The organism is Spirillospora sp. NPDC049024 (assembly GCF_040649235.1).
Taxonomy (GTDB): domain Bacteria; phylum Actinomycetota; class Actinomycetes; order Streptosporangiales; family Streptosporangiaceae; genus Spirillospora.
On the sequence record NZ_JBEZFD010000014.1, the window covers coordinates 55,034 to 77,157 of the forward strand.

Below are 22,124 nucleotides of genomic sequence, written 5' to 3' on the forward strand. Positions count from 1 at the left end.
ATTCAGCCAGAGATGCAACCTTTTGTGAGGGACGGCGCATCAGGAAGATGTGGAGCAGTCGAGGAGCGCGCGGACGGCGAGCCGTGACGAGGAGTTCACCGCCTACGTGACGGCGCGGATGGCGTGGTTACGGCGGGTCGCGTACCTGCTGTGCCAGGACTGGCACCGGGCGGACGACCTCGTCCAGTCCGCGATCACGCGCCTGTACCTGCACTGGCGGAAGGCGTCGGCGGCCGAGAACGTCGACGGGTACGCGCGGACGGTGCTGGTCAGGGTGTTCCTCGCCGAGCAGCGCGGCGGGTGGCGGCAGCGGGTCCGGATCGTCGAGCGGATGCCGGAGGAGGCCGCCGAGTCCGCCGACCACGCGGGCCGGATGGACCTGCGGGCGGCGCTGGCGGCCCTGCCGCCGAGGCAGCGGGCCGCCGTGGTCCTGCGGTTCTACTGCGACCTGTCGATCGAACAGGCCGCAGACGTCCTGGACTGCTCGGCCGGGACGGTCAAGAGCCAGACCGCGCGCGGGCTGGACGCGCTGCGGCGCGCGCTGGAGCCGGCGCGGGATCTCGCGGAAGGGGAGAGGCTGGCATGAACGACCTCAAGGAGAGGCTGGAGCGCCTCGCGGACGCCCCCGCCCCCGCTCCCGCCGTGGACGTCGCGGCGGCGGTGGCGCGGGCGCGGCGGATCCGGCGGACGAGGCGGGCCGCCGTCGCGGCCGTCGCCGCGGGGGTCGCGGCGGGCGTCGCCGGGATCACGGTGGTCCCCTCGTCCTCGGCGGAGCGTCCGAGCGCGGTGGCCGGGCCGGCCAGGTTTCCGAGCCCGCTGATCGAGAAGGCCGCGTTCGGGTGGCTGCCCCCTGGCTACACGCGGACGCGGGTGGCGCAGGACGCCCAGCGGGGGACGGTGTTCACGGTGTCCGCCGGGCGCGGGCCGGGCAGCACGGCGATCGAATTGAGCGTGGGCCCGCCCGGGCTCTCGCCGGGCGTACCGCTGCTGCCGGGAGGCAGGAAGGGGCACCTGACGAAGGCCGCGCCGGTCGGCGGGCGGCCCGCCTACTGGTCGATCAAGCCCGGCGGGCCGGGGTCGGACCAGGTGCCGGCCGAGTTCCGGTGGGAGTACCGGCCGAAGAGCTGGGCGGTGCTGACGGTCAACGACCGCGCCGTCGCCGACCCGGTGACCGTCCAGCGCATCGCGGCGGGGGTGAGGTTCGGCGGCGAGCGCCCGGCGGCGTTCCCCGTGCGCGTCACCGGGCTCCCGGACGGGCTCAGGGCCACGAGGACCTGGGTCGCCGCGCCCGCGGAGGTCATGATCTCGCTCGCCGTCCCCGGACGGGACGGCGACCTGCTCATCTCGCTGAGCCCGGCCGCCACGCGGAACGCCTGGACGTACCAGCCCAACACCACCGTCGACGGGCATCCGGCGTTCGACACGCGGCTGCCGCACACCGGGCCGAAGATCGGCCTGGTGCCCCCGGCGAAGTCGCAGATCCTCAGGGTCTACGGAGTGCGCGGGTTCGACATCGAGATCAACGCGACCGGGGAGCCGCTGCGCCGCCTCCAGGCCGGAGGCGGGGTGACGGGCCTGTACCGCCGGACGACGCCGCTCGGCACCGACCCCGCGCGGTGGACGACGGAGCCGCTCCGCTGAGGTCCGTTTTGTGCCTGGGGCGTAGTTCGGCGATGCTTGGGGAGTGTCAACGGAGACTCTGAACAGCGCCGCCGAGCTGCGCGCCTTCCTGCACGGCCTCCCCGGCGTGGACCGGGTGGGCGCCGAGGAGCGGGCGGCGCGGCTCGCCACCCGGTCGATCAAGACGTCGGCGAAGGCCGCGGCGATCGACCTGGCGATCTCGATGGTGGACCTGACCACGCTGGAAGGCGCGGACACGGCGGGGAAGGTGCGGGCGCTGTGCGCCAAGGCCGCGCACCCCGACCCGGCGGACGCCTCGGTGCCGAAGGTGGCCGCCGTCTGCGTGTACCCCGACATGGTCGAGACCGCGGTCCGGGCCCTCGACGGGACGGGGATCGGCGTCGCCAGCGTGGCGACGGCCTTCCCGTCCGGGCGGGCGCCGATGGAGGCCAAGCTCGCCGACACCCGGGCCGCGGTGGCGGCGGGGGCGGCCGAGATCGACATGGTGATCGACCGGGGCGCGTTCCTGTCCGGCGACTACGCCAAGGTGTCCGACGAGATCGTCGCGGTCAAGGACGCGTGCGGGCCCGCGCACCTGAAGGTGATCCTGGAGACCGGCGAGCTCGCCACCTACGACAACGTGCGGCGGGCCTCCTGGCTCGCGATGCGCGCCGGGGCCGACTTCATCAAGACCTCGACCGGGAAGGTGTCGCCCGCGGCGACGCTGCCGGTCACCCTGGTCATGCTGGAGGCCGTCCGCGACTACCGGGCCGCCACCGGGCGGCAGGTCGGGGTCAAGCCCGCGGGCGGGATCCGCACCACCAAGGACGCGATCAAGTACCTGGTGCTGGTGAACGAGACCGCCGGCCCCGACTGGCTGACGCCCGAGTGGTTCCGGCTGGGGGCCTCCTCGGTGCTGAACGACCTGCTGATGCAGCGCCGCAAGCTCGCCACCGGGGTGTACTCCGGTCCCGACTACTTCACGCTGGACTGATCATGGTTTTCGAGTACGCGCCGGCACCCGAGTCCCGGTCCGTCGTCGACATCCGCGGCTCCTACGGGCTGTTCGTCAACGGCGAGTTCACCGACGGGCACGGCGAGCCGTTCAAGTCGATCAACCCGGCCGACGAGAGCGTCCTGGCCGACATCGCGTGCGCGGACGAGGCGGACGTCGACCGCGCCGTGCGGGCCGCCCGCACCGCCTACGACAAGGTCTGGGGCCCGATGCCCGGGACCGAGCGGGCCAAGTACCTGTACCGGATCGCGCGGATCATCCAGGAGCGGGCGCGGGAACTGGCCGTCCTGGAGTCGATCGACAACGGCAAGCCGATCCGCGAGTCGCGGGACGTGGACGTCCCGCTGGTCGCGGCGTGGTTCTTCTACTACGCGGGCTGGGCCGACAAGCTGCGCCACGCCGGGTTCGGGCCCGACCCCCGCCCCGTCGGGGTGGCGGGGCAGGTCATCCCGTGGAACTTCCCGCTGCTGATGCTGGCCTGGAAGATCGCCCCCGCGCTGGCGTGCGGCAACACCGTCGTCCTCAAGCCGGCCGAGACCACGCCGCTGACGGCGCTGCTGTTCGCCGACATCTGCCGCCAGGCCGAGCTGCCGCCCGGCGTCGTCAACATCGTCACCGGCGCCGGCGAGACCGGCGCCGCCCTGGTGTCGCACCCGGGCATCGACAAGGTCGCCTTCACCGGCTCCACCGACGTCGGCCGCCAGATCGCCCGCACCCTCGCCGGGACCGGCAGGAGGCTGACGCTGGAGCTCGGCGGCAAGGCCGCCAACATCGTCTACGAGGACGCCGCGCTCGACCAGGCCGTCGAGGGCATCGTCAACGGCATCTTCTTCAACCAGGGCCACGTGTGCTGCGCCGGGTCGCGGCTGCTGGTGCAGGAGTCGGTCGCCGAGGAGGTCCTGGAGCGGCTGAAGGCGCGGATGGCGACGCTGCGGGTCGGCGACCCCCTCGACAAGAACACCGACATCGGCGCGATCAACTCCGCCGCGCAGCTGGCGCGGATCCGGGAGCTGTCGGACGCCGGCGAGGCCGAGGGCGCCGAGCGCTGGTCGCCGCCCTGCGAGCTGCCGTCCCAGGGGTTCTGGTTCGCCCCCACGCTGTTCACCGGGGTGGCGCAGTCGCACCGGATCGCCCGCGAGGAGATCTTCGGGCCCGTCCTGTCCGTGCTGACGTTCCGCACGCCGGAGGAGGCCGTCACCAAGGCCAACAACACCCCGTACGGGCTGTCGGCGGGCATCTGGACCGAGAAGGGGTCGCAGATCCTGTGGACGGCGCAGCGGCTCCGCGCCGGGGTCGTGTGGGCCAACACCTTCAACAAGTTCGACCCGGCCTCCCCGTTCGGCGGCTACAAGGAATCGGGGTTCGGCCGCGAGGGCGGACGCCACGGACTGGAGGCCTACCTCAATGCCTGACCGTCTCGCCGTCCGCAAGACCTACAAGCTGTACATCGGGGGCGCGTTCCCCCGGTCCGAATCCGGCAGGTCCTACCCCGTGACCGACTCCAAGGGCCGCTTCCTCGCCAACGCCTCCCAGGCGTCCCGCAAGGACGCCCGCGACGCCGTGGTCGCCGCCCGCAAGGCCTTCCCCGGCTGGTCCGGGCGGACCGCCTACAACCGCGGCCAGATCCTCTACCGGATCGCCGAGATGCTGGAGGGCCGCCGCGACCAGTTCGTGGACGAGCTGCGCCAGGCCGGCGCGTCCAAGGGCGCCGCCGGGACCGAGGTGGACGCCGCCGTCGACCGGTGGGTCTGGTACGCGGGCTGGGCCGACAAGCTGAGCGCCGTCGCCGGGGCCGCCAACCCCGTGTCCGGGCCGTTCTTCAACTTCTCCACGCCCGAGCCCACCGGCGTCGTCGCCGTCGTCGCGCCCGACTCGCCGCTGCTGGGCCTGGTCTCCGTCCTGGCCCCGGTCATCGTGTCCGGCAACACGGCCGTGGTGGTCGCCTCCGAGCCGGCGCCGCTGCCGTCGATCACCCTGGCGGAGGTGCTGGCCACCTCCGACCTGCCGGGCGGTGTCGTCAACCTCCTCACCGGCCGCCGCACCGAGATCGCGCCATGGCTGGCGACCCACATGGACGTCAACGCCATCGACCTCGCGGGCGCGCCGCCCGAGCACGTCCAGGAACTGGAAGAGAAGGCGGCCGAGAACCTCAAGAGGGTCCTGCGCCCCGCAGAAGAGGACTGGACGGGCGAGCCGGGAACCGCGCGGATGACCGCTTTCCTGGAGACCAAGACGGTCTGGCATCCGGTGGGCGTCTGAGCTGAAATGACGCTGCGTGTGTAGAGGGTCACGAAGTGTGGAATAGATCTCCCCGTAACTGATCACAGTGGGGGGAGATCAGTGCCTACCAAGACCGCATCGCGTACGGCGAGCCGAGGGACGGCCGCGCGTACGAAGAGCACATCAGCGACCAAGTCCACCGCCGCCAAGAAACCGGCGGCCAAGCGGACCTCGGCGGCGAAGTCGCCGTCGAGGTCCACGACCGGCCGCACGACGAGCCGCACGACCGCGACCAGGAGCAGCACGGCGAGGAAGCCGGCCGCGTCCACCCGGTCGTCGTCGGCGTCGTCGTCGGCCGCCGCGACCCGCGTCACCAAGGCCGCGAGCCAGGCCAAGACCGCCGCGACGCAGATGAAGTCGGTGGCGACCAAGGCCTCCTCGTCGGCCAAGGCGATGACGGCGATGACCAAGGCGATGACCAGTGCCACGAAGGCCATGTCCGACGCCGCCAAGGCGATGGACGCGGCGGCCAAGGTCATCACCACCACCGCCAAGTCGACCGGGACCCGCGCCACGACGGCGCGGAAGACCGCGGCGAGCAAGAACGGCGCCGGCCGGACCACGGCCCGCAAGTCCACCTCGGCGGCGTCCGGCCGCTCCAGGACGACGGCGTCCACCCGCACGGCTACGAAGACGTCCACGGCACGCAAGTCCACGTCGAAGGCGGGCACGTCCCGGACGGCGGGCACGTCCAAGACGGCGAGCGCGGCGAAGACCTCGGGAGCGTCGAAGACAACGGCGACGGCGAAGAAGGCGGCCGCGCCCAAGTCCAGGACGAGCGCCGCGCGCAAGTCGACGTCGTCGCGGACGACCGCGAGCACCAGGTCCGGCACCGCGAAGTCGGCGACCAAGTCGGCGGCCTCGAAATCCGCGACCTCGGCGCGCAAGACTCCGGCGCGGTCCAGCACCGCACGGCCCGCACCGTCCGCCGCGCCCGTGGTGGAGCCGAAGACCGATCCGCTCCAGCACTCGACGCGGACGGACGGCGGCTTCCTGAGCGGGCTCACCGACTACGGCCGCGAGCGCTGAGAACCGATGGACGAGAAGGACATCCTGGCCCGCGTCGACCAGTACGTGGGGGAGGAGCGGCGGCTCCGCGAGCGGTACCAGCGGGGCGAGCTGGACCGGGAGGAGGAGCACCGGCGGCTGGAGCGGCTGGAGGTCGCGCTCGACCAGTGCTGGGACCTGCTGCGCCGTCGCCGGGCCCGGCTGGAGGCCGGCGAGGACCCCGGCGGCGCCGAGGTCCGGCCGCCGGACGAGGTCGAAGGCTACCTGCAGTGACGCCGCCTCGATCGAGGCGGCCGCTGCGGTTCGGCCTGTCCCTCGCCCCGGACTCCGGCGCCCCGCTGGTGCGCACCGCGCAGGAGGCGGACCGGTACGGGCTCGACCTGCTCGGCGTCCGCGACGAGCCGTACCGGCGCGACACCGCCGACGCGCTCACGCTGATGGCGGCCGTGCTGGCCGGCACGTCCCGGATCCGGGTCCTGCCGGCGGTGGCGTGCCTGCCGCTGCGGTCGCCCGCCGCGCTGGCGAAGGCGATCGCGACGATGGACCGGCTCAGCGGCGGCCGCGCCGAGCTCGGACTCGGCACGGGGATGTCGCCGAACGGCATCGAGGCGTACGGGGGCCCGCGCCTGGACGGCAGGGCGTCGCGCCGGGCACTGGAGGAGGCCGTGCAGCTCATCCGGCTGCACTGGAGCGACCAGAACGGGCTGCGGTTCGCGGGCGAGCACTACCGGTTCGCGGCGGCGCAGGCGGGCCCGGCGCCCGCGCACCAGATCGGCATCTGGCTGGGCGTCACCGGTCCGCGCGGCATCGACCTCGCCGGACGGGTCGCCGACGGCTGGATCGCGCCGTCCTCGCTCGTCCCGCCGAAGCGGCTCGCCGACGGGCAGCGCCGCCTCGACGACGCCGCGCGGCGGGCGGGGCGCCGGCCCGCCGAGATCCGCCGCGTCTACGTCCTCGAAGGGAGCCTCGACGGGCGGGAGTCGCGGGGCTTCCTGCACGGCCCGCCGCGCCAGTGGGTGTACGAGCTGACCGAGCTGGCCGTCGGTCACGGCGTCGACTCGTTCCTGTACGGCGGCGGCCCCGAGCAGCTTCCGGTGTTCGCCCTGGAGATCGTTCCGGCCGTCCGGGAGCAGGTCGCCCGCGAACGGGCCGCGTCCGCCCAGGGAGAGGCCGCCCCGCAGGCCCCGGCACGAGCCGGCCAGCCCTCACCGCACGGCACGCGCGTGCCGTGACGCGCGTGCCGTGACGCACGGGCCGGTGACGTGCCGGACCGGGGACGGGCGGACCGCGGGGACGCGGGCCCGCGGGTCGCCGCCCGGGGCCCGCTCCCTTACATGCGCTCCGGGGTCGGGACGCCGAGGAGGCCGAGGCCGGTGACGAGCGTGCGGAGGGTCGCCGCGCAGAGCGCGAGCCGCGACGCCTTCGTCTCCTCGTCGGGGGCCTTCAGCACCGGGCAGTTCTCGTGGAACGTCGTGTAGACGTCCGCGACCGAGTAGACGTAGCTCGCCAGCCGGTGCGGCTCGGCGGTCTCGCCCGCCTGCTTGAGCACGGCGCCGAACCCGAGCAGCTCCAGCGCCAGCGCACGCTCGGCCGGGTGGGTGAGCACGATCGGGCCGGTCGCCTCCTCGGGGGCGAGACCGCCCTTCCGGAAGATCGACCGGATCCGCGCCACCGCGTACTGCAGGTACGGGCCGGTCTTGCCGTTGAACGAGATCATCCGGTCGAAGTCGAAGACGTACTCGCTGTCGCGCGCCACCGACAGGTCGGCGTACTTCACCGCGCCCATGCCGACCGCCTGGACGATCTCGGCCCGGGTCGCCTCGTCGAACGACGCGTCATGCTGGATCTCGTCGTACACGGCGCCTGCCCGCTCGACCGCCTCGTCCAGCAGCTCCGAGAGCTTGACGGTGCCGCCGGCCCGGGTCCGCAGGATCTTGCCGTCGGTGCCGAGGACGTTGCCGATCTGCGCGTGCTCGGCCTTCACCTCGTCGTTCAGCCAGCCCGCCATCCGCGCGACGGCGAACACCATCTGGAAGTGCAGCGACTGCGGCGCCCCGACCACGTAGATCATCCGGTCGACGTGCTCGGTGTCGACCCGGTACCGGATCGTGGCGAGGTCGGTGGTGGAGTAGTTGTAGCCGCCGTCGCTCTTCCGGATGATCACCGGGAGGGGCTCGCCCTCGCGGCCGGTGAACCCGGGCGGGAACGCGCACAGCGCCCCGTCGCTGATGACCGCGATGCCCTTCTCCTCCAGCTCCTGGGCGGTCGGGGCCAGCAGGTCGTTGTAGTAGCTCTCGCCCTTGATGTCGTCGTCGGTGAGGGTGACGCCCAGCCGCCCGTAGACGGCGTTGAAGTACCGCTTCGACACCTCGACGAGGACGTTCCAGAGCCGCAGCGTCTCGGCGTCGCCCGCCTGGAGGGCGACGACCCGCCGCCGGGACCGGTCGGCGAACGCCTCGTCGCCGTCGAACTTCTCCCGCGCGGCCTGGTAGAACGCGGTCAGGTCGCTGACGGAGGAGTCGCCGCGGGCGGCGGCGTCCTCGCCGATGTCGAGCAGGTGCTCGATCAGCATGCCGAACGGGGTGCCCCAGTCGCCGACGTGGTTGTCCCGGACGACCTCGTGCCCGAGGAACGCCAGGATCCGCGCGATCGCGTCGCCGACGATCGTGGTCCGCAGGTGCCCGACGTGCATCTCCTTCGCCACGTTCGGGGAGGAGTACTCGACGACGACCTTCTGCGGCTTGTCGGCGAGGGGGACGGCGAGCCGCTCGTCCTCCAGGGCCCGCTGCGCCTCGCCGGCGATCCAGGCGTCGCTGAGCGTCAGGTTGATGAATCCGGGGCCGCTGACCTGCACGTCCGAGACGACACCGGCGGTGTCGAGGTTCGCCGTGATCTCGTTGGCCACGTCTCGCGGCTTGCGGCCCAGCTTCTTGGCCAGCGGCAGTGCCACGTTGGCCTGAAGGTCGGCGAACTGCGACGGCCGGATGACCGGGTCGGTGTCCGCGTACGACGGTCCGAAGGCGGCGCTCAGCGCGGCCTGGACCCGGGCGGCGAGTACGAGTTGCGGATCGGGCATGTTCCAAGGTTATCGGCGACGTACCGGCGCCCGGAAACGGTTTCGCGCGAGGCTACGGCGCGGCGGGCGGCTCTTTGTGGTCGGGGACGGTGTCCGCGGCGGGGGAGGGCACCTCCGGGACCTTCTCGGCGGGCCTCTCCGACGGCCTGGCGGACGGCCTGGCCGACGGCGTTTCCGTGGGCCTGTCGGCGTCGCGCTCGCCGTGCGTCCAGCGCCCGAACCGGGACGTGCGGGTCGCCGCGACCTGCTCGCGGATCCGCTCGACGATCCGTCCGGCGGCCAGCCGGTGCGCGAGGTCGCAGGCCGAGGTGATCGCGCGGGCGCGGGAGGCGCCGTGCGCAATCACGACCGTCCCGTTCAGGCCGAGCAGGACGCCGCCGCCGTAGGTGTCGGGGTCGAGGCGGTCGCGCAGCTCCTGGAGGCGGCGCCGCTGGAGCAGCGCGCCCATCCGCGCGGCCGCGGTGGACGTCATCGCCTCGCGGATCTCCGCGAACGCGGTGGCGACCGTGCCCTCCACGGTCTTGAGCGCGACGTTGCCGGTGAACCCGTCGGCGACGATGACGTCCACGCGCCCGCTCAGCAGGTCGTGGCCCTCCACGTTCCCGGCGAACTCGATGCCGTGGCTGCCGCTCGCGAGCAGCTCGTGCGCCCGCTTGGTGAGCTTGTTGCCCTTGCCGGCCTCGGCGCCGATGTTGAGCAGGCCCACGGTCGGGCGGTCGAGCCCGAGCAGGATCTGCGCGTACGCGGTGCCGAGCGCGGCGAACTGGACGAGGCCCTCGGGCTTCACGTCGGCGGTGGCGCCCGCGTCCAGCAGGATCGTGGGGCGCGGGCGGGTCGGCAGCGCCACGGCGATCGCCGGCCGCATCACGCCCTGCTGGCCCTTGAGCCGCAGCCGCGAGGTCGCCACCACCCCGGCGGTGCTGCCCGCCGAGACCAGCGCCGACGCCCGCCCCTGCTTGATCAGGTGGCAGGCGATCGCGATCGACGAGCGGGGCTTGCGCCAGCTCGCGAGCGCGCCCTCGCCCATGTCCAGTGCCTCGTCGGCGTGCACGATGGGGATCGTGCCGAGGACGCCGTGCAGGTCCAGCTCCCGCCGGATCCGCGGCGCCCGCCCGACCAGCACCAGCCGGACGCCGTGCTCGCGGACCGCGGTCACCGCCCCCTCGATGATCTCCTCGGGGGCGTGGTCGCCGCCCATGGTGTCGACCGCGATCGGCAGCGGGCGCACCGTCGCCGGGCGGCGCGGCGCCGGGCGGGGCGACGGGTTCCGGGGCGGCGCCGTGCGCGGCGGCGCCGGGGCGGGGCGCGGTGGCGCGCTACGCGGCGGCGCGGTGCCCGGCGCCGCCTGTCCGGGCTCCGCCGGCCGGGGCGGCACGGGACGCGACGACTCGCCAGTGCCGGTCATGGCCGCTCCAGGAGGACGAAAGGAAACACGGTGGGCCGCAAGAACGCAGCTCATCGCATCGTATGGCGTCCTATCGCCTGCCTTGGCGCCCCACGCCCGGAGTGGCGATCCTCACGCCGGGAGCTACTCCTCCTTCTTCACGCAGTCGGCACCGAGGCACGACGCGTTCTCCACGACCGGCCGGCCGTCCACGAGGATCGTGTAGTAGTTCCTGCGCTTCTCCTGCTCGCCGGTGCCGATGACCTGGACCGGCTTGCGGTCCGCGGTCATGCCGGTGCAGGCCACCCGCATCTTCTTCTTCGTCCAGCCGGGCAGGTCCGCGCACCGCAGCGGCGCCCCCAGCCGCACGCCGTGCTTGTGGAGCTCGGCGGCGGCGGTCACGGGAAGCGCCTTGCGCAGCGCGCTCTGCGTCTTGTACTGGATCTCCTGGCCCCCGGACAGCAGCAGGAACGCGCCGCCGCCCACCGCGGCGATCACGAAGAGCGCTGCGGACGCCAGGATCAGGGCCTTCCTGGGGCCGATCTTCAGGTGCGGCATCTTCACGCTGGGAATCTTCACACCCGCTACGTCACCGACAGTACGGGCACATATGCGCTGGGTGGTGGTTTTTTCCGTTCGGTATGCGGATTCCTTGCCCGGTCGGATCGGCCCGGCCGGATCGGCCCGGCCGGATCGCCCGGTCAGCGGTTCGGCTGCTCGCAGCCGAGGCCCAGGCAGTCCTTGCGGAGCACCTCGCGGCCGCCGACGGTGACGACGTAGGACTCGCGCGGACGGTCCGTGTCGGCGTCGCGGGCGACGCCCTCCACGACCACCGGCTCCCCGGTCGCGGTGACGGCCGTGCAGGCGACGCGCACCACGGAGTCGGTCTCGCGCCCCGGGGACTCGCACTCGGGGCGCTCCTGCAGGTCGATGCCCCGCGCGGCCAGTTCGTCCACGACCCCGTCGGTGACGGCGTTGAGGTACGCCCCGTCGGAGATCCGCTGCATGACCTTGCAGCCGGACATCGTCGCGGCGAGGAGGACGGCGAGCGCGACGGCGGGAAGGCGCCTCATGCCGCCCCCTCCATCCGGTCGAGGGCGGCGACCGCGTCGGCCACCGCGTCGGGACGGTCGAGCGGGACCATGTGCAGGGCGTCCGGCAGCTCGATCCGCGTGCCGTGCGGGCTCATGGCGGCGAGCCGCGCGTGCGCCTCGGCCCATTCGCGCTTCCGGTCGGCGCCGTCCAGGTCACCCAGCGCGGTCACGACGGCCAGCGGGACGGGCGGGAAGGGCCGCCGCTCGCGCAGCCCGGCCAGGTCGGCGGCCATCTCCCGGTAGGCCAGTTCCTCCGCGAAGACCGTGCCGACCACCGTGCCGCGCCCGTACACCGACCGCACGACCTCCGCCGGGACGGCCTCGTCGCGGCGGCTGGTGTGCTTCAGGATCATCCGGCGGCCGAACGGCCCGGCGACCCCGGCCAGCCGGGTCGCGCCGAGCACCGCGCCCGCCGCCGTGGCGAGCGGGGTCAGCGCGGCGGCCAGCCGCACGGGGACCCACGCCTCGGGCTCGCAGCTCGGATCGAGCAGCACCAGGCCCCGCACGAGCGCGGGCCGCGTCCTGGCGAGCGCCTCGGCGGCGAACGCGGCCATCGAGTGCGCGAGGACGGTCACCGGCCGGCCGGCCCGCCGCGCCAGCGCCTCCATGATCGCGGTGTCGCGGCGCAGCGACGGCGGCGCGACCGCGGCCGGGCTGAGCCCGAGGCCGGGGCGGTCGAAGACGGTCACCCGGTGGCCCTCCCGGAGCAGCGCGACGGACGGCTCCCAGTCGAACCAGGCGCCGCCGAGCCCGGAGGCGAGCAGCAGCGGCGGCCCGTCCGCCGGGCCCGACTCGACGACGTGCACCTGCTCGCGGCCGATGTTCACGATCTCGCCCGGACCGGCTCCCGCGCCGCCCTTCGCGCTGCTCACAGGTACGCCCCCTCTGGCGCCGCCGACGCCTCCCGCGCCTTGCGCGCCGCGTCCCGCCGGTCGGCGTACAGCGCCCAGGCGATGGTCAGCAGCCCCAGGCACAGGATGCCGATCTGGACGCGCTGGACGATCCCGAGCCACTGCCCCACGTACATCGCCACCAGGGTGCCGAGCGCGGCCACCGACTCGGCGAGCGCCAGCAGCCAGCCCCAGCGGGCCAGGGCGGGCCACCAGCCGTACCGGCGGGCGGCGAGCGACAGCAGCAGCAGCGCGGCCACCCCGCAGACGATCACGGCGCTGCTGGTCACCGAGTGGAACTCGTGGGAGAACGACACGTGCTCGGAGCGCTCCCGGAGGGCGCACCAGGTCTCCAGGCTCGGCGCGCAGTCGAGCGGGAAGGACGCGTCGCCGATGGCGCACACGCCGAACAGGCCGAGGAACACCCAGCCGGCCGTGGCGAGGGGCTTGCGGGTGAGCCTGCGGAGCGTCCCGGCGGCCACGAGGATCGACAGCACGCCGGTGATGAGGTCGCCGCCGCTGTAGACGAGGTGGAACGGCTGGTCGGACGCCGAGAGCTCGCTCACGTAGCCGTTGAAGAAGTCCAGCTTGGGGCTGAGGACGTTCTCCAGCACGAAGCTGGCGTAGGTGATCGACGCGAGCCCCGCCAGGACGATCAAGCGCATGGGGACGAGACCCGGCCCGCCCCGCTGGTCAGAGTCCACCCGGCCCCCTCACGCCCGCACGGTCCCCGTGCGCCGATCGGTCCTACCCGGCCCCAGTATTTCCGAACCGGCCGCGTGCGCGTGACCTGGGTGGGTGTTAGCCGAGTATCCGCTGGCCGAAGCCTTAACCGAACCTGGGGGAGAAGTTGACGTCCCGTAGTCGTTGTACAAGTCATGGGGCGTCCACGATGATGACGAGGCGATTTGTCGGGATCGTCCTGACCTCGTCTTTGTCGGTGACGCGCAGGGGGTATCAATTCGGCATGAACACGCCCCAAAGGGTTGAATGGGGGTGTCCCGAGCACTTCTGATCACGTTCCGTGACGGCGCCCGGGGTGCGCTTCCCCCGCTGACAGCAAGGAGTACCAACACGTGACACTGGTGAACGACGCGGCTCCCGCAGTGCGATCCACCGGTCGCAAGTTCCGCGCCTTCACGGCGAAGCACCTCGACGAGCTCACCGCTCGCGCGGGGCTCACGCCCGCGCAGCGGCTCGCGACCCGGGCGGTTGCGACGGTGCTGCCGTTCCGGACGAACGCGTACGTCATCGAGGAGCTCATCGACTGGTCGGCCGCGCCCGACGATCCGATCTACCGTCTCGTCTTCCCGCAGGAGGACATGCTCCCCGCCGAGGACGTCGCGCATCTGTCGGACCTGCTCCGCCGCGAGGCGCCCAAGGCCGAGATCGAGGCCGCCGCCCACGGCGTGCGGATGCGGCTGAACCCGCATCCGGCGGGCCAGATGGAGCTGAACATCCCGAGCTTCGGCGACGGCAAGATCCCCGGCATGCAGCACAAGTACGACGAGACGGTGCTGTACTTCCCCAAGCAGGGGCAGACCTGCCACGCGTACTGCACCTACTGCTTCCGCTGGGCCCAGTTCGTCGGCGAGGCCGACCTCAAGATGGCCGGGGACGAGCCCGCCGCGCTCCGCGACTACCTCCTCGCGCACCCCGAGGTGACGAGCGTCCTGTTCACCGGCGGCGACGCCATGATCATGGGTGAGCCGGTGCTGCGCCGCTACGTCGAGCCGCTGCTCGACCTCGACCAGCTCGAGTCCATCCGGATCGGGACCAAGTCGCTGGCGTACTGGCCGCAGAAGTTCGTCACCGACCCCGACGCCGACGCCATGCTGCGGCTGTTCGAGCAGGTCGTGGAGTCGGGCAAGAACCTGGCCTTCATGGCCCACTTCTCCCACCCGCGCGAGCTGGAACCCCTCATGGTCACCGAGGCGTGCCGCCGCATCCGCGACACCGGCGCGGTCATCCGCACCCAGGCGCCGCTGATCCGCGGGATCAACGACGACGCCGCCGTCTGGGAGACCATGTGGCGCACCCAGACCCGGATGGGCCTGGTCCCCTACTACATGTTCGTCGAGCGCGACACGGGGCCGCGGGACTACTTCGCCGTCCCCCTCGCGCGGGCGTACGAGATCTTCCGCGACGCCTACAAGAACGTCTCCGGGCTGTCCCGGACCGTCCGCGGCCCGTCCATGTCGGCCACGCCCGGCAAGGTCTGCGTGGACGGGGTCGTCGAGCTGGCGGGCCAGAAGGCCTTCGCGCTGCACTTCATCCAGTGCCGCGACGCCGACCTCGTCGGCAAGCCCTTCTTCGCGCAGTACGACCCTGAGGCGATCTGGCTGGACGAGCTCAAGCCCGCCTTCGCCGACCGATTCCCCTGGCAGGAGTAGCACGCCCGGTGGCGTGTTCGCCCGCCTCGGGCGAACACGCCACACCCTTCAGCGCAGAGGCCGGACGAGGCACAGGCAGGCGAGCAGCGTCGCCGCGCCGCACAGCGCCATGACGTGGCCGGGCGCCAGGACCTCGCCCAGGGCCCCCGCCATGCCGATCCCGACGGCCTGGCCGGTCATGAGCCCGCTGCCGTACAGGCCGATCGTCTGCCCCCGGATCTCCTCCGGCACCGCGTCCACGAGCCGGCGCTGGACGACCAGCTCGTAGCCGAGCCCGAACGTCCCCGCCGCCATCAGCCCGCACGCCGCCGCCAGGCCCGGCTCGAAGGCGAACAGCAGCAGCGGCGCACCGGTCAGCGCGGCCAGCGGCAGCGCGAGCCGCTCCCGCAGGTCCGGACGGATCCAGCGGCCCGCCACGAGATTGCCCGCGAGCATCCCGGCCGCCGCGGCCGACAGCAGCAGCCCGGCCGCGTCGGGGCGTCCCAGCCCTCCGGCGTACGGGACCGCGACCCCCTCCGCCCCCACCGAGAGGGAGATCGGCAGCCAGCCGGCCAGGAGCAGCCCGCGGGTCGTGCGGCGGCCCAGCAGGAGCCGGTTGGTCCGCCACGTCGCCCGCGCCGCCCCGGTGGACGAGGCCCGGACCGCCGCGGGCGTGTCCGGAAGCCGGAAGCGGGCGAGGCCCGCGGCCAGGGCCGCGCCGGCGGCGGAGAGCCAGAGCGTCCCGCCCGGGGTGAGCACCGACAGCAGCAGCCCGCCCGCGGCCTGGCCGGCGATCTGCGCGCCCGCGCTGGTCATCGTGAACAGCGACCGCCCGAGCACGTAGCCGTCCCCGGGGAGCAGGGCGGGGAGCCGGGCCTGGACGCTCGCGCCGCCGACCGGGGCGAACAGCCCCACCGCGACGAGCAGCGCCATGACCACCGGGAGCGGGAGCCCGCCCACCGCGAGGACGGCCGTGACCGCGAGGCGCAGCAGGTGGTAGCCGGTGAGCAGCCGCCGCGGCGGGACGCGGTCGGCGAGCGAGAGCAGCAGGGCGCCGCCGACCACGTACGGGAGCATCCCGGCGGCGAAGACGAGCGCCGCCGCGACGGGGGAGCCCGTCCGCTCGAACGTCTGGACCGAGAGCGCGATCGTCCGGACCGAGTCGCCGCCCACCTGAAGCGTCTGCAGCGAGAACAGCGTCCGGAACTCGGGGACCCCGAAGACGTCGCGGTACCGCGCGGGGGCCGCGGGAGGGGAGGTCATGGTTGGAGCGGTCATGGCGGAGACTCTGCGGCCGGCGGTCCCGTCCTGGACAATGTTTCGGGGAGGAGCGAAACATGTATCGCATCGTGGTGGGGCCCGGGGACCTCGCGGCCAGCCGGTTCGGGATCGCACCCCTGATCGAGGTGCACAGCGCGCTCGGCGTGCTCGCCGGGCGGATGCCGGTCGGGCCGCTCGGACCCTGGGTGGAGCGGGTCCGCCCGGCGTACCGGGAGGTCGCCGGGGACCCGGCCCTGCGCGCGCTGGCCTTCCTGCGCCGCCCGCACGGGTACATGGCCGACTTCGTCGTCCCGCCGCCCGCCCGCCCGAACCTGACGGTCGCCGACCAGCTGGTGACCGTGCGGGCGACGCCGCTCGACCAGGCCCGCCGCGAGATCGCCCGCAACCTGGAGGGGCTGCCCGAGCCGGAGGCGGCCGTCCGTGAGGTGCTGGACGCGCCCGACGTCGTCGAGCGGCTCGCCGCCGGTCTGGAGAGGGCCTGGCGGGCCCTCCTGGAACCGGACTGGGCCGTGCTGCGCTCGATCCTGGAGCGCGACATCGTCCACCGCGCGGGACGCCTGGCCGCCTACGGCTGGGCGGCGGCGCTGGACGGCCTGTCCCGCCAGGTGCGCTGGCGGGACGGCGTCATCGAGGCCGACATCCACGCCGACGCCACCTACCGCCTCGGCGGCGCCGGGCTGACGTTCGTGCCCGTCGTCTTCTCCGAACTCGGCGCGGCGCTCGAACAGGACTGGCCGTACACGCTCATGTACCGGGCCCGGGGAGTGGCGGCGCTCTGGGAGAGCCGGGAGCCGCGCGACGAGGACGCCCTCGCCAAGCTGGTGGGCCGCACGCGGGCCGATCTGCTGCGCAGGCTCGCCGAGCCCGCCACCACCACGTGGCTGAGCGCCAGGCTCCGGATGAGCGTCGGGGGGATCGGCGACCACCTCGCGGTGCTGCGCGGGTGCGGGCTGGTCACGCGCGAGCGCAGCGGCCGCTCCGTCCTCTACCGCCGCACGGCCGTGGGGGACGTCCTCACCGGAACGGACTGAGGCCGCCCCGGAGGTTCCGGGACGGCCTCGAAGGAGCGCCTGCGGCGCGGGCGGTCAGGCACGCTTCCGCCTGGTGCGGGGCAGCAGCGCGGCCGCGGCCACCAGCCACAGGAGCCCGCCGAACCGGATGACCGGCAGCAGCGGCGCGAACCCGTCGGCCAGCAGGGCCAGCGTGGACAGCATCCCGGCGGCGGCCAGCGCCAGCCCGATCCAGGTGAGCGGGCGGGGCAGCAGCCCGGCGAGCAGCCCGGTCACCGAGACCCCGGCCACGAGCATCGCGAAGCCCGCGCCGTAGAAGGGGCCGCCGGCCAGGAACGACAGGTCGGCCAGCGCGCGGGCGAGGGCGGGGCTCGCGTCGCCCGGCAGCCGCCCGCCCGTCCAGGCGGCCATCGCGCTCAGCGCCAGCGCGACGGAGGCGAGCAGCCCGCCGGCCAGGGTGATCGCCGAGCCCGGCGCGGTGATGCCGAGCGCGCGCAGCCTGCGGTACAGGACGGCGGCCAGCAGCGCCAGCGGGATCGCCGAGGCCAGCAGCAGCCAGGAGCCCGCCCTGATCGCGGTGCCGTGCTCCTGGGCGTACCGCAGCACCTCGGCGCCCGTGGCGTCCGGATGCGGCGTGGCGCGGTTGGCGATCACGTAGCCGACGGTCAGCGCGGCGAAGGACAGGACGGGAACGAGCAGCGGCGGCCCGGACTGCGGGCGGCGGCGGGGCGGCGCGGAGCGCTCCGGAGCGGGTGCGGTGGTCATGATCTCTCCTCGGTCGGTTCATCGCTATACACTCGATAATGATTACAAAGTGGAACGATTGTCAAGCAGCTATCATGTACACATGGGTATGAATGGTGGGGAGGACCGTCCCGAGGCCCCGGTGGGTGTGGCGTTCCTGCTGGCCCAGCTCGGCGCGCACGCGGCCGGCCGGTTCGCCGAGCGGGTCGCGGAGCTCGACCTGACGCCGCCGCAGGCCGGACTGCTGCGCATGCTGGCCGGCGCCCCCGGGCGCAGCCAGCGGGAACTCGCCGACCGGCTCGGCATGCCGCCGAGCCGCTTCGTCCCGTTCGCGGACGAGCTGGAGGAGCGGGGCATCATCGAGCGCCGCCGGAACCCCGAGGACCGGCGCCTCTATGCGCTCTACCTCACCGAGGAGGGGTTCGCCCTACTGGGCAGGCTCGCGGAGGCGGGCGCCGCGCACGAGAAGGAGATCTGCCAGGCGCTGTCGGAGGACGAGCACCGGCAGGTGAAGGCGCTCCTGGAGCGCGTCGCCGAGCAGCAGGGGCTCGGCAAGGGCGTCCACCCCGGTTTCCGGCGCCTCAGGCCGGGGCGGCGAGCGGGATGAGACGCGCGAGGCCGCCCCGGGATCCGGGGCGGCCTCGAAGTGCGGGCGGCGTCAGACGCCGTACTCGGCGACGATCGTGGCGCGCGCCAGGGTGTGGGCGGTGATGTTGAAGCCCACGACGGCGGGGGAGGTGTCCGAGCCGAGGCCGAGCGACTCCACGTCCAGCGCGTGCACGGTGAAGACGTACCGGTGCGGGTTGCCGGGCGGCGGGGCCGCGCCGCCGAACGCCTTGGTCCCGTAGTCGTTGCGGGCGTGCACGCCGACCTTGGCGTCCTCGGTGCCGGCGCCCGTGGGCAGCTCCGTGACGCTCGCGGGGATGTCGAACAGCGACCAGTGCCAGAAGCCGCTGCCGGTCGGCGCGTCCGGGTCGTAGCAGGTCACCGCGAAGCTCTTCGTCTCCGCCGGGAAACCGGACCAGCGCAGGTGCGGCGACTCGTTGCCGCCGCTGAAGCCCCAGTCGTCGAACACGTGCCGGTCCGCGAGCCGCTCGCCCTCGGCGACGTCGTCGCTGGCGACGGTGAACGAGGGGACCTCGGGCAGGTGCTCGTGCGGGAGCGGGGGCTTGCCGGCCATGGCGACCTCCTCCATCAGGATCATCGTGACACCCCATCTCTACCAGGGGCCGTCACGTCTTGACGGCTCCCATCGTGAACCCGGTGACGAAGCGGTCGAGGAAGAGGTTGAACAGGAACGCGATCGGGACCGCCGTGATGACGGTCGACGCCTGGAGCGACTGCCAGAAGAACACGTCCCCCCGGACGAGCTGCGTCGGCACGCCGGTGCTGACCACCATCTCCGGGCTCGCCGACACGAACGCGAGCGCGTACACGAACTCGCTGGACGTCAGCGTGAAGCTGAACACCACCACCGCGACGATCCCGGGGAAGACCAGCGGCAGCACGACCCGCAGGAACGCGCCGAGCCGGCTGTGACCGTCCACCATGGCCTGCTCCTCCACGTCCTTCGGGACGGCCTTCAGGAACCCGATCAGCAGCCACACCGACACCGGGACCGTGATCGTCGGATAGACGACGATCATCGACCAGAGGGTGTCCTCCAGGTGCAGCGCCACCACGACGCGCGTCAGCGACAGGAACAGCAGCGACGGCGGCACCAGGTACACCAGGAAGATCGCGATGCCCATCGGCGTGCCCCACGGGCGGTCGAGCCGCGCGAGCGAGTACGCCGCCGGCAGCGCGAGCACCAGCGTGACCGCCACGACGACCGCCCCCACGACCAGCGTGTTCACCACGAACGTCAGGAACGGCGTGTCGGTGAACAGGAAGGTCACATGGTCGGGCGTCGCCGGCTTGTTGAAGAAGAACGGATCGCTCTCCGGGTCGTACAGGTCCTGGTTCTGCTTGAACGCGCTCACCACGCTCCACAGGAACGGCAGCGCGCACACCAGCGCCGCCAGCACCGCCGCCGCGTACACCCCCGCCCGCGCCGCCACATGCCGCCGCGCATACCGCCGCCGCAACACCCCCACGTCCCCCGCCAGGCCCCCGCTGCGGTCGCTGCGCTCGCTCCGTGCCCTCAGCTGTTCACCTTGTGGGGGGCGACCCCCCACACCCCCCGGCAACAGCCGCCGGATGACGGCACTCCGCTCGCTGCGCTCGCTCCGTGCCCTCAGCTGTTCACCTTGTGGGGGGCGACCCCCCACACCCCCCGGCAACAGCCGCCGGATGAGGGCACTCCGCTCGCTGCGCTCGCTCCGTGCCCTCATCCGGCCTCCAACCGCCGTACGGCGCGCAGGATCGCGACGGCGCCCGCGAGCAGCAGCGGGAACAGGAACAGGGCGATGGCCGCGCCCTGGCCGACGTCCCCGCCCTCGATGCCGCGGAAGTACGCCCACGACGCCAGCACGTCGGTCGAGTGCGTCGGGCCGCCCCGCGTCAGCACGTACGGGACGGTCATGTCGGTGAACGTCATGATCGCGCCGAACAGGCCGGCGACCGCGATCACCGGCAGCGTCAGCGGGATCGTCACCTCGAACATGCGCCGCCAGAACCCGGCGCCGTCGATCCGCGCGGCCTCGTCGATGTCGCGGGGGATCGCGACCAGCCCCGCCATCACGATGACCGCCGCCAGCGGCGTCAGCCGCCACGTCTGGACCGCGATCACCGACGCCATCGCGGTGCCGGGACGGCCCAGCCACACCACGTTCGCGTCGATCAGCCCGAGATGGCGCAGCACCCAGTCGACCGGCGAGTAGATCGAGTCGAGGAACCACAGCCACGAGATCGTCGACAGCGCGACCGGCGTCGTCCACGGCAGCAGCACCAGGAACCGGACGAACCACTTGCCGTGGAAGTCGGCCACCAGCACGTTGGCGAGGATCTTCCCGAACACCACGATCAGCACCATGCTGACCAGCGTGAAGACCAGCGTGTTGCGCAGCGCCCGCCAGAACACGCCGTCCGCGAGGACCTCCTGGAAGTTGCGGGTCCCGACGAGGTCGAACGAGGGGTCGCCGGTCGTCACGTCCGAGAAGGCGAACGCGACCGCCAGCAGGAACGGCACGCCGACCAGCGCGACGATGTAGACCACCGAGGGCAGCAGCATCACCCAGGCGAGGAACCCCTCGCGGTCGGCGAGGCCCGCCCTGGCCGGCGGCCTCGCGGGCGCCTCGGTCCGCGGTTCCGGGTCCGTCCGCGCCCCGGTCACGGCGTCTCCCCGACCGGCACGGGCGCCGTGCGGGTCCCGCCGGCGGCGTCGAAGAACCGCAGCCGGTCCGCCGGCACCGCGAACTCGCGGACCTCCCCGGCGGCCAGGGGCGTCTCCACGGTGGCGGGGAGCCGTGCGATCACGCGGGTCTCCTCGCCGATCCCGGTGACCGTCCCGTACACGTGGCGGTCCCCGGACAGGTACTCAATCCGCTCGACCGCCAGCGGCATCACCAGCCGCGGCCCGGACACGACGTTCTCGGCGGGCAGCAGGTGCTCGGGACGGAACCCCACGAGCACCCCGTCGCGCCTGACGAGGTTCATCGGCGGCGACCCGATGAACGTCGCGACGAACGTGTCGGCCGGGTCGTCGTACACCTCCTGCGGCGTCCCGACCTGCCGGACGCGGCCGCGCTCCAGCACCGCGATCCGGTCGCCGAGCCCCATCGCCTCCGCCTGGTCGTGGGTGACGTAGACGGTGGTCGTCCCGACCCGCTCCTGGAAGCGCTTCAGCTCGTCCCGCGCCGTCGCGCGCATCTTCGCGTCGAGGTTGGACAGCGGCTCGTCCAGCAGGAACACCGCCGGGTCGCGGACCAGCGCGCGCGCCAGCGCCACCCGCTGCCGCTCACCGCCGGACAGCTGGCGGGGCTTGCGGCGCAGCAGCGGCTCGATGTCCAGCAGTCCGGCGGCCCATTTCGCCTTGCGCTCCCGCTCGTCGCGGGCCATCCCCTCCGCGCGGAGCGGGAAGACGATGTTGTCCAGCACCGTCTTGTGCGGGTAGAGCGCGTACGACTGGAACACCATCGCGATCTGCCGGACCCGAGGCGGGAGCCCGTTGACCACGTCGCCGCCGATCAGCACCTCGCCCTCGGTGGGCTGCTCCAGGCCCGCGATCGTGCGCAGCAGGGTCGTCTTCCCGCAGCCGGACGGTCCGAGCAGCACCAGGTACTCGCCGGGCTCCGCTGCCAGGTCGACCCCGTCCAGGGCCCGCACCACCGCGCCGCGCGACCGCCCCCGGCGGGCCCGCAGCTGCCCGTCGAAGGTCTTGACCAGCCCTTTCACCTCCACGGTGTGCAC

22 protein-coding genes and 1 pseudogene are annotated in these 22,124 nt (G+C 73.3%); 10 read left to right on the top strand and 13 right to left on the bottom strand.

The window, feature by feature from the left end; translation table 11 throughout:
* The first annotated feature begins 49 nt into the window (after positions 1-49).
* Genes AB0C21_RS25295 through AB0C21_RS25315 form a run of 5 tightly spaced genes read left to right on the top strand, consistent with a single transcriptional unit; the run spans position 50 to position 4,894 of the window.
* A complete protein-coding gene (locus AB0C21_RS25295; RefSeq protein ID WP_500207404.1) occupies positions 50-586 on the top strand; it encodes a SigE family RNA polymerase sigma factor in 537 nt (178 codons plus the stop codon).
* Positions 583-1,641: a hypothetical protein gene (locus AB0C21_RS25300; RefSeq protein ID WP_500207405.1), complete on the top strand. Its 1,059-nt coding sequence runs from the start codon at positions 583-585 to the stop codon at positions 1,639-1,641. The genes AB0C21_RS25295 and AB0C21_RS25300 overlap by 4 nt, the downstream gene beginning before the upstream one ends.
* A 43-nt stretch (positions 1,642-1,684) precedes the next feature.
* Positions 1,685-2,614, top strand: a complete 930-nt coding sequence (deoC, locus tag AB0C21_RS25305) for a deoxyribose-phosphate aldolase (protein WP_500207406.1) — start codon at positions 1,685-1,687, stop codon at positions 2,612-2,614.
* A 2-nt stretch (positions 2,615-2,616) separates the two neighbouring features.
* Positions 2,617-4,047 (top strand): aldehyde dehydrogenase family protein, encoded by a 1,431-nt coding sequence (locus tag AB0C21_RS25310; RefSeq protein ID WP_500207407.1) that lies wholly within the window; start codon positions 2,617-2,619, stop codon positions 4,045-4,047.
* On the top strand, positions 4,040-4,894 hold the full coding sequence (locus AB0C21_RS25315) for an aldehyde dehydrogenase family protein (protein ID WP_500207409.1): 855 nt from the start codon (positions 4,040-4,042) through the stop codon (positions 4,892-4,894). The genes AB0C21_RS25310 and AB0C21_RS25315 overlap by 8 nt, the downstream gene beginning before the upstream one ends.
* A gap of 62 nt (positions 4,895-4,956) precedes the next feature.
* Here AB0C21_RS25315 and AB0C21_RS25320 read toward each other — a convergent pair whose 3' ends face one another.
* A complete protein-coding gene (locus tag AB0C21_RS25320) occupies positions 4,957-5,823 on the bottom strand; it encodes a hypothetical protein (RefSeq protein ID WP_500207410.1) in 867 nt (288 codons plus the stop codon).
* A 127-nt stretch (positions 5,824-5,950) separates the two neighbouring features.
* Between AB0C21_RS25320 and AB0C21_RS25325 the strand changes: the two genes are divergently transcribed.
* Together AB0C21_RS25325 and AB0C21_RS25330 are read left to right on the top strand one after the other, a co-directional pair.
* Positions 5,951-6,196, top strand: coding sequence for a DUF2630 family protein (locus tag AB0C21_RS25325; protein WP_149261168.1), 246 nt, complete (start codon positions 5,951-5,953; stop codon positions 6,194-6,196).
* Positions 6,193-7,155: an LLM class flavin-dependent oxidoreductase gene (locus AB0C21_RS25330; protein ID WP_500207412.1), complete on the top strand. Its 963-nt coding sequence runs from the start codon at positions 6,193-6,195 to the stop codon at positions 7,153-7,155. The genes AB0C21_RS25325 and AB0C21_RS25330 overlap by 4 nt, the downstream gene beginning before the upstream one ends.
* Before the next feature lie 98 nt (positions 7,156-7,253).
* Here the strand turns inward: AB0C21_RS25330 and argS are convergent, their stop codons facing one another.
* From argS to AB0C21_RS25360, 6 genes and pseudogenes are all read right to left on the bottom strand, one after another.
* On the bottom strand, positions 7,254-8,999 hold the full coding sequence (gene argS / locus AB0C21_RS25335; RefSeq protein ID WP_500207413.1) for an arginine--tRNA ligase: 1,746 nt from the start codon (positions 8,997-8,999) through the stop codon (positions 7,254-7,256).
* A gap of 202 nt (positions 9,000-9,201) precedes the next feature.
* Positions 9,202-10,197 (bottom strand): annotated as a pseudogene (gene plsX / locus AB0C21_RS25340) (phosphate acyltransferase PlsX); the annotation flags it as partial.
* 330 nt (positions 10,198-10,527) lie between these two features.
* Complete coding sequence (locus AB0C21_RS25345; protein ID WP_500207697.1) at positions 10,528-10,941, bottom strand: hypothetical protein; 414 nt, start codon at positions 10,939-10,941, stop codon at positions 10,528-10,530.
* 143 nt (positions 10,942-11,084) lie between these two features.
* Complete coding sequence (locus AB0C21_RS25350; protein WP_149261164.1) at positions 11,085-11,456, bottom strand: hypothetical protein; 372 nt, start codon at positions 11,454-11,456, stop codon at positions 11,085-11,087.
* Positions 11,453-12,349 (bottom strand): alpha/beta hydrolase, encoded by an 897-nt coding sequence (locus tag AB0C21_RS25355; RefSeq protein WP_500207414.1) that lies wholly within the window; start codon positions 12,347-12,349, stop codon positions 11,453-11,455. Before AB0C21_RS25355 ends, AB0C21_RS25350 begins: the two co-directional genes overlap by 4 nt.
* The gene (locus AB0C21_RS25360) at positions 12,346-13,071 is read right to left on the bottom strand and encodes a DUF998 domain-containing protein (RefSeq protein WP_235037014.1); all 726 of its coding nucleotides are present in this window, start codon (positions 13,069-13,071) and stop codon (positions 12,346-12,348) included. Before AB0C21_RS25360 ends, AB0C21_RS25355 begins: the two co-directional genes overlap by 4 nt.
* Before the next feature lie 372 nt (positions 13,072-13,443).
* On the opposite strand from AB0C21_RS25360, the gene AB0C21_RS25365 reads away from it, so the two are divergent.
* A complete protein-coding gene (locus AB0C21_RS25365) occupies positions 13,444-14,760 on the top strand; it encodes a KamA family radical SAM protein (protein ID WP_500207416.1) in 1,317 nt (438 codons plus the stop codon).
* A gap of 48 nt (positions 14,761-14,808) precedes the next feature.
* On the opposite strand, the gene AB0C21_RS25370 is transcribed toward AB0C21_RS25365, so the two are convergent.
* Positions 14,809-16,017 (bottom strand): MFS transporter, encoded by a 1,209-nt coding sequence (locus AB0C21_RS25370; RefSeq protein ID WP_500207417.1) that lies wholly within the window; start codon positions 16,015-16,017, stop codon positions 14,809-14,811.
* A gap of 59 nt (positions 16,018-16,076) precedes the next feature.
* On the opposite strand from AB0C21_RS25370, the gene AB0C21_RS25375 reads away from it, so the two are divergent.
* A complete protein-coding gene (locus tag AB0C21_RS25375; RefSeq protein WP_500207418.1) occupies positions 16,077-17,051 on the top strand; it encodes an ArsR/SmtB family transcription factor in 975 nt (324 codons plus the stop codon).
* Positions 17,052-17,105: 54 nt separating this feature from the next.
* Here the strand turns inward: AB0C21_RS25375 and AB0C21_RS25380 are convergent, their stop codons facing one another.
* Positions 17,106-17,795 (bottom strand): hypothetical protein, encoded by a 690-nt coding sequence (locus tag AB0C21_RS25380; RefSeq protein ID WP_500207419.1) that lies wholly within the window; start codon positions 17,793-17,795, stop codon positions 17,106-17,108.
* An 82-nt stretch (positions 17,796-17,877) separates the two neighbouring features.
* Between AB0C21_RS25380 and AB0C21_RS25385 the strand changes: the two genes are divergently transcribed.
* The gene (locus AB0C21_RS25385) at positions 17,878-18,381 is read left to right on the top strand and encodes a MarR family winged helix-turn-helix transcriptional regulator (RefSeq protein WP_500207420.1); all 504 of its coding nucleotides are present in this window, start codon (positions 17,878-17,880) and stop codon (positions 18,379-18,381) included.
* A gap of 51 nt (positions 18,382-18,432) precedes the next feature.
* Here the strand turns inward: AB0C21_RS25385 and AB0C21_RS25390 are convergent, their stop codons facing one another.
* From AB0C21_RS25390 to AB0C21_RS25405, 4 genes are all read right to left on the bottom strand, one after another.
* On the bottom strand, positions 18,433-18,954 hold the full coding sequence (locus AB0C21_RS25390; protein ID WP_500207698.1) for a YbhB/YbcL family Raf kinase inhibitor-like protein: 522 nt from the start codon (positions 18,952-18,954) through the stop codon (positions 18,433-18,435).
* A 52-nt stretch (positions 18,955-19,006) separates the two neighbouring features.
* Positions 19,007-19,864: a carbohydrate ABC transporter permease gene (locus tag AB0C21_RS25395; protein ID WP_500207421.1), complete on the bottom strand. Its 858-nt coding sequence runs from the start codon at positions 19,862-19,864 to the stop codon at positions 19,007-19,009.
* A gap of 239 nt (positions 19,865-20,103) precedes the next feature.
* Positions 20,104-21,048 carry a carbohydrate ABC transporter permease gene (locus AB0C21_RS25400; RefSeq protein WP_500207422.1) on the bottom strand — a complete coding sequence of 315 codons (945 nt, stop codon included), beginning with the start codon at positions 21,046-21,048 and terminating at the stop codon, positions 20,104-20,106.
* Positions 21,045-22,115: an ABC transporter ATP-binding protein gene (locus tag AB0C21_RS25405; protein ID WP_500207424.1), complete on the bottom strand. Its 1,071-nt coding sequence runs from the start codon at positions 22,113-22,115 to the stop codon at positions 21,045-21,047. Before AB0C21_RS25405 ends, AB0C21_RS25400 begins: the two co-directional genes overlap by 4 nt.
* Positions 22,116-22,124 lie beyond the last annotated feature (9 nt).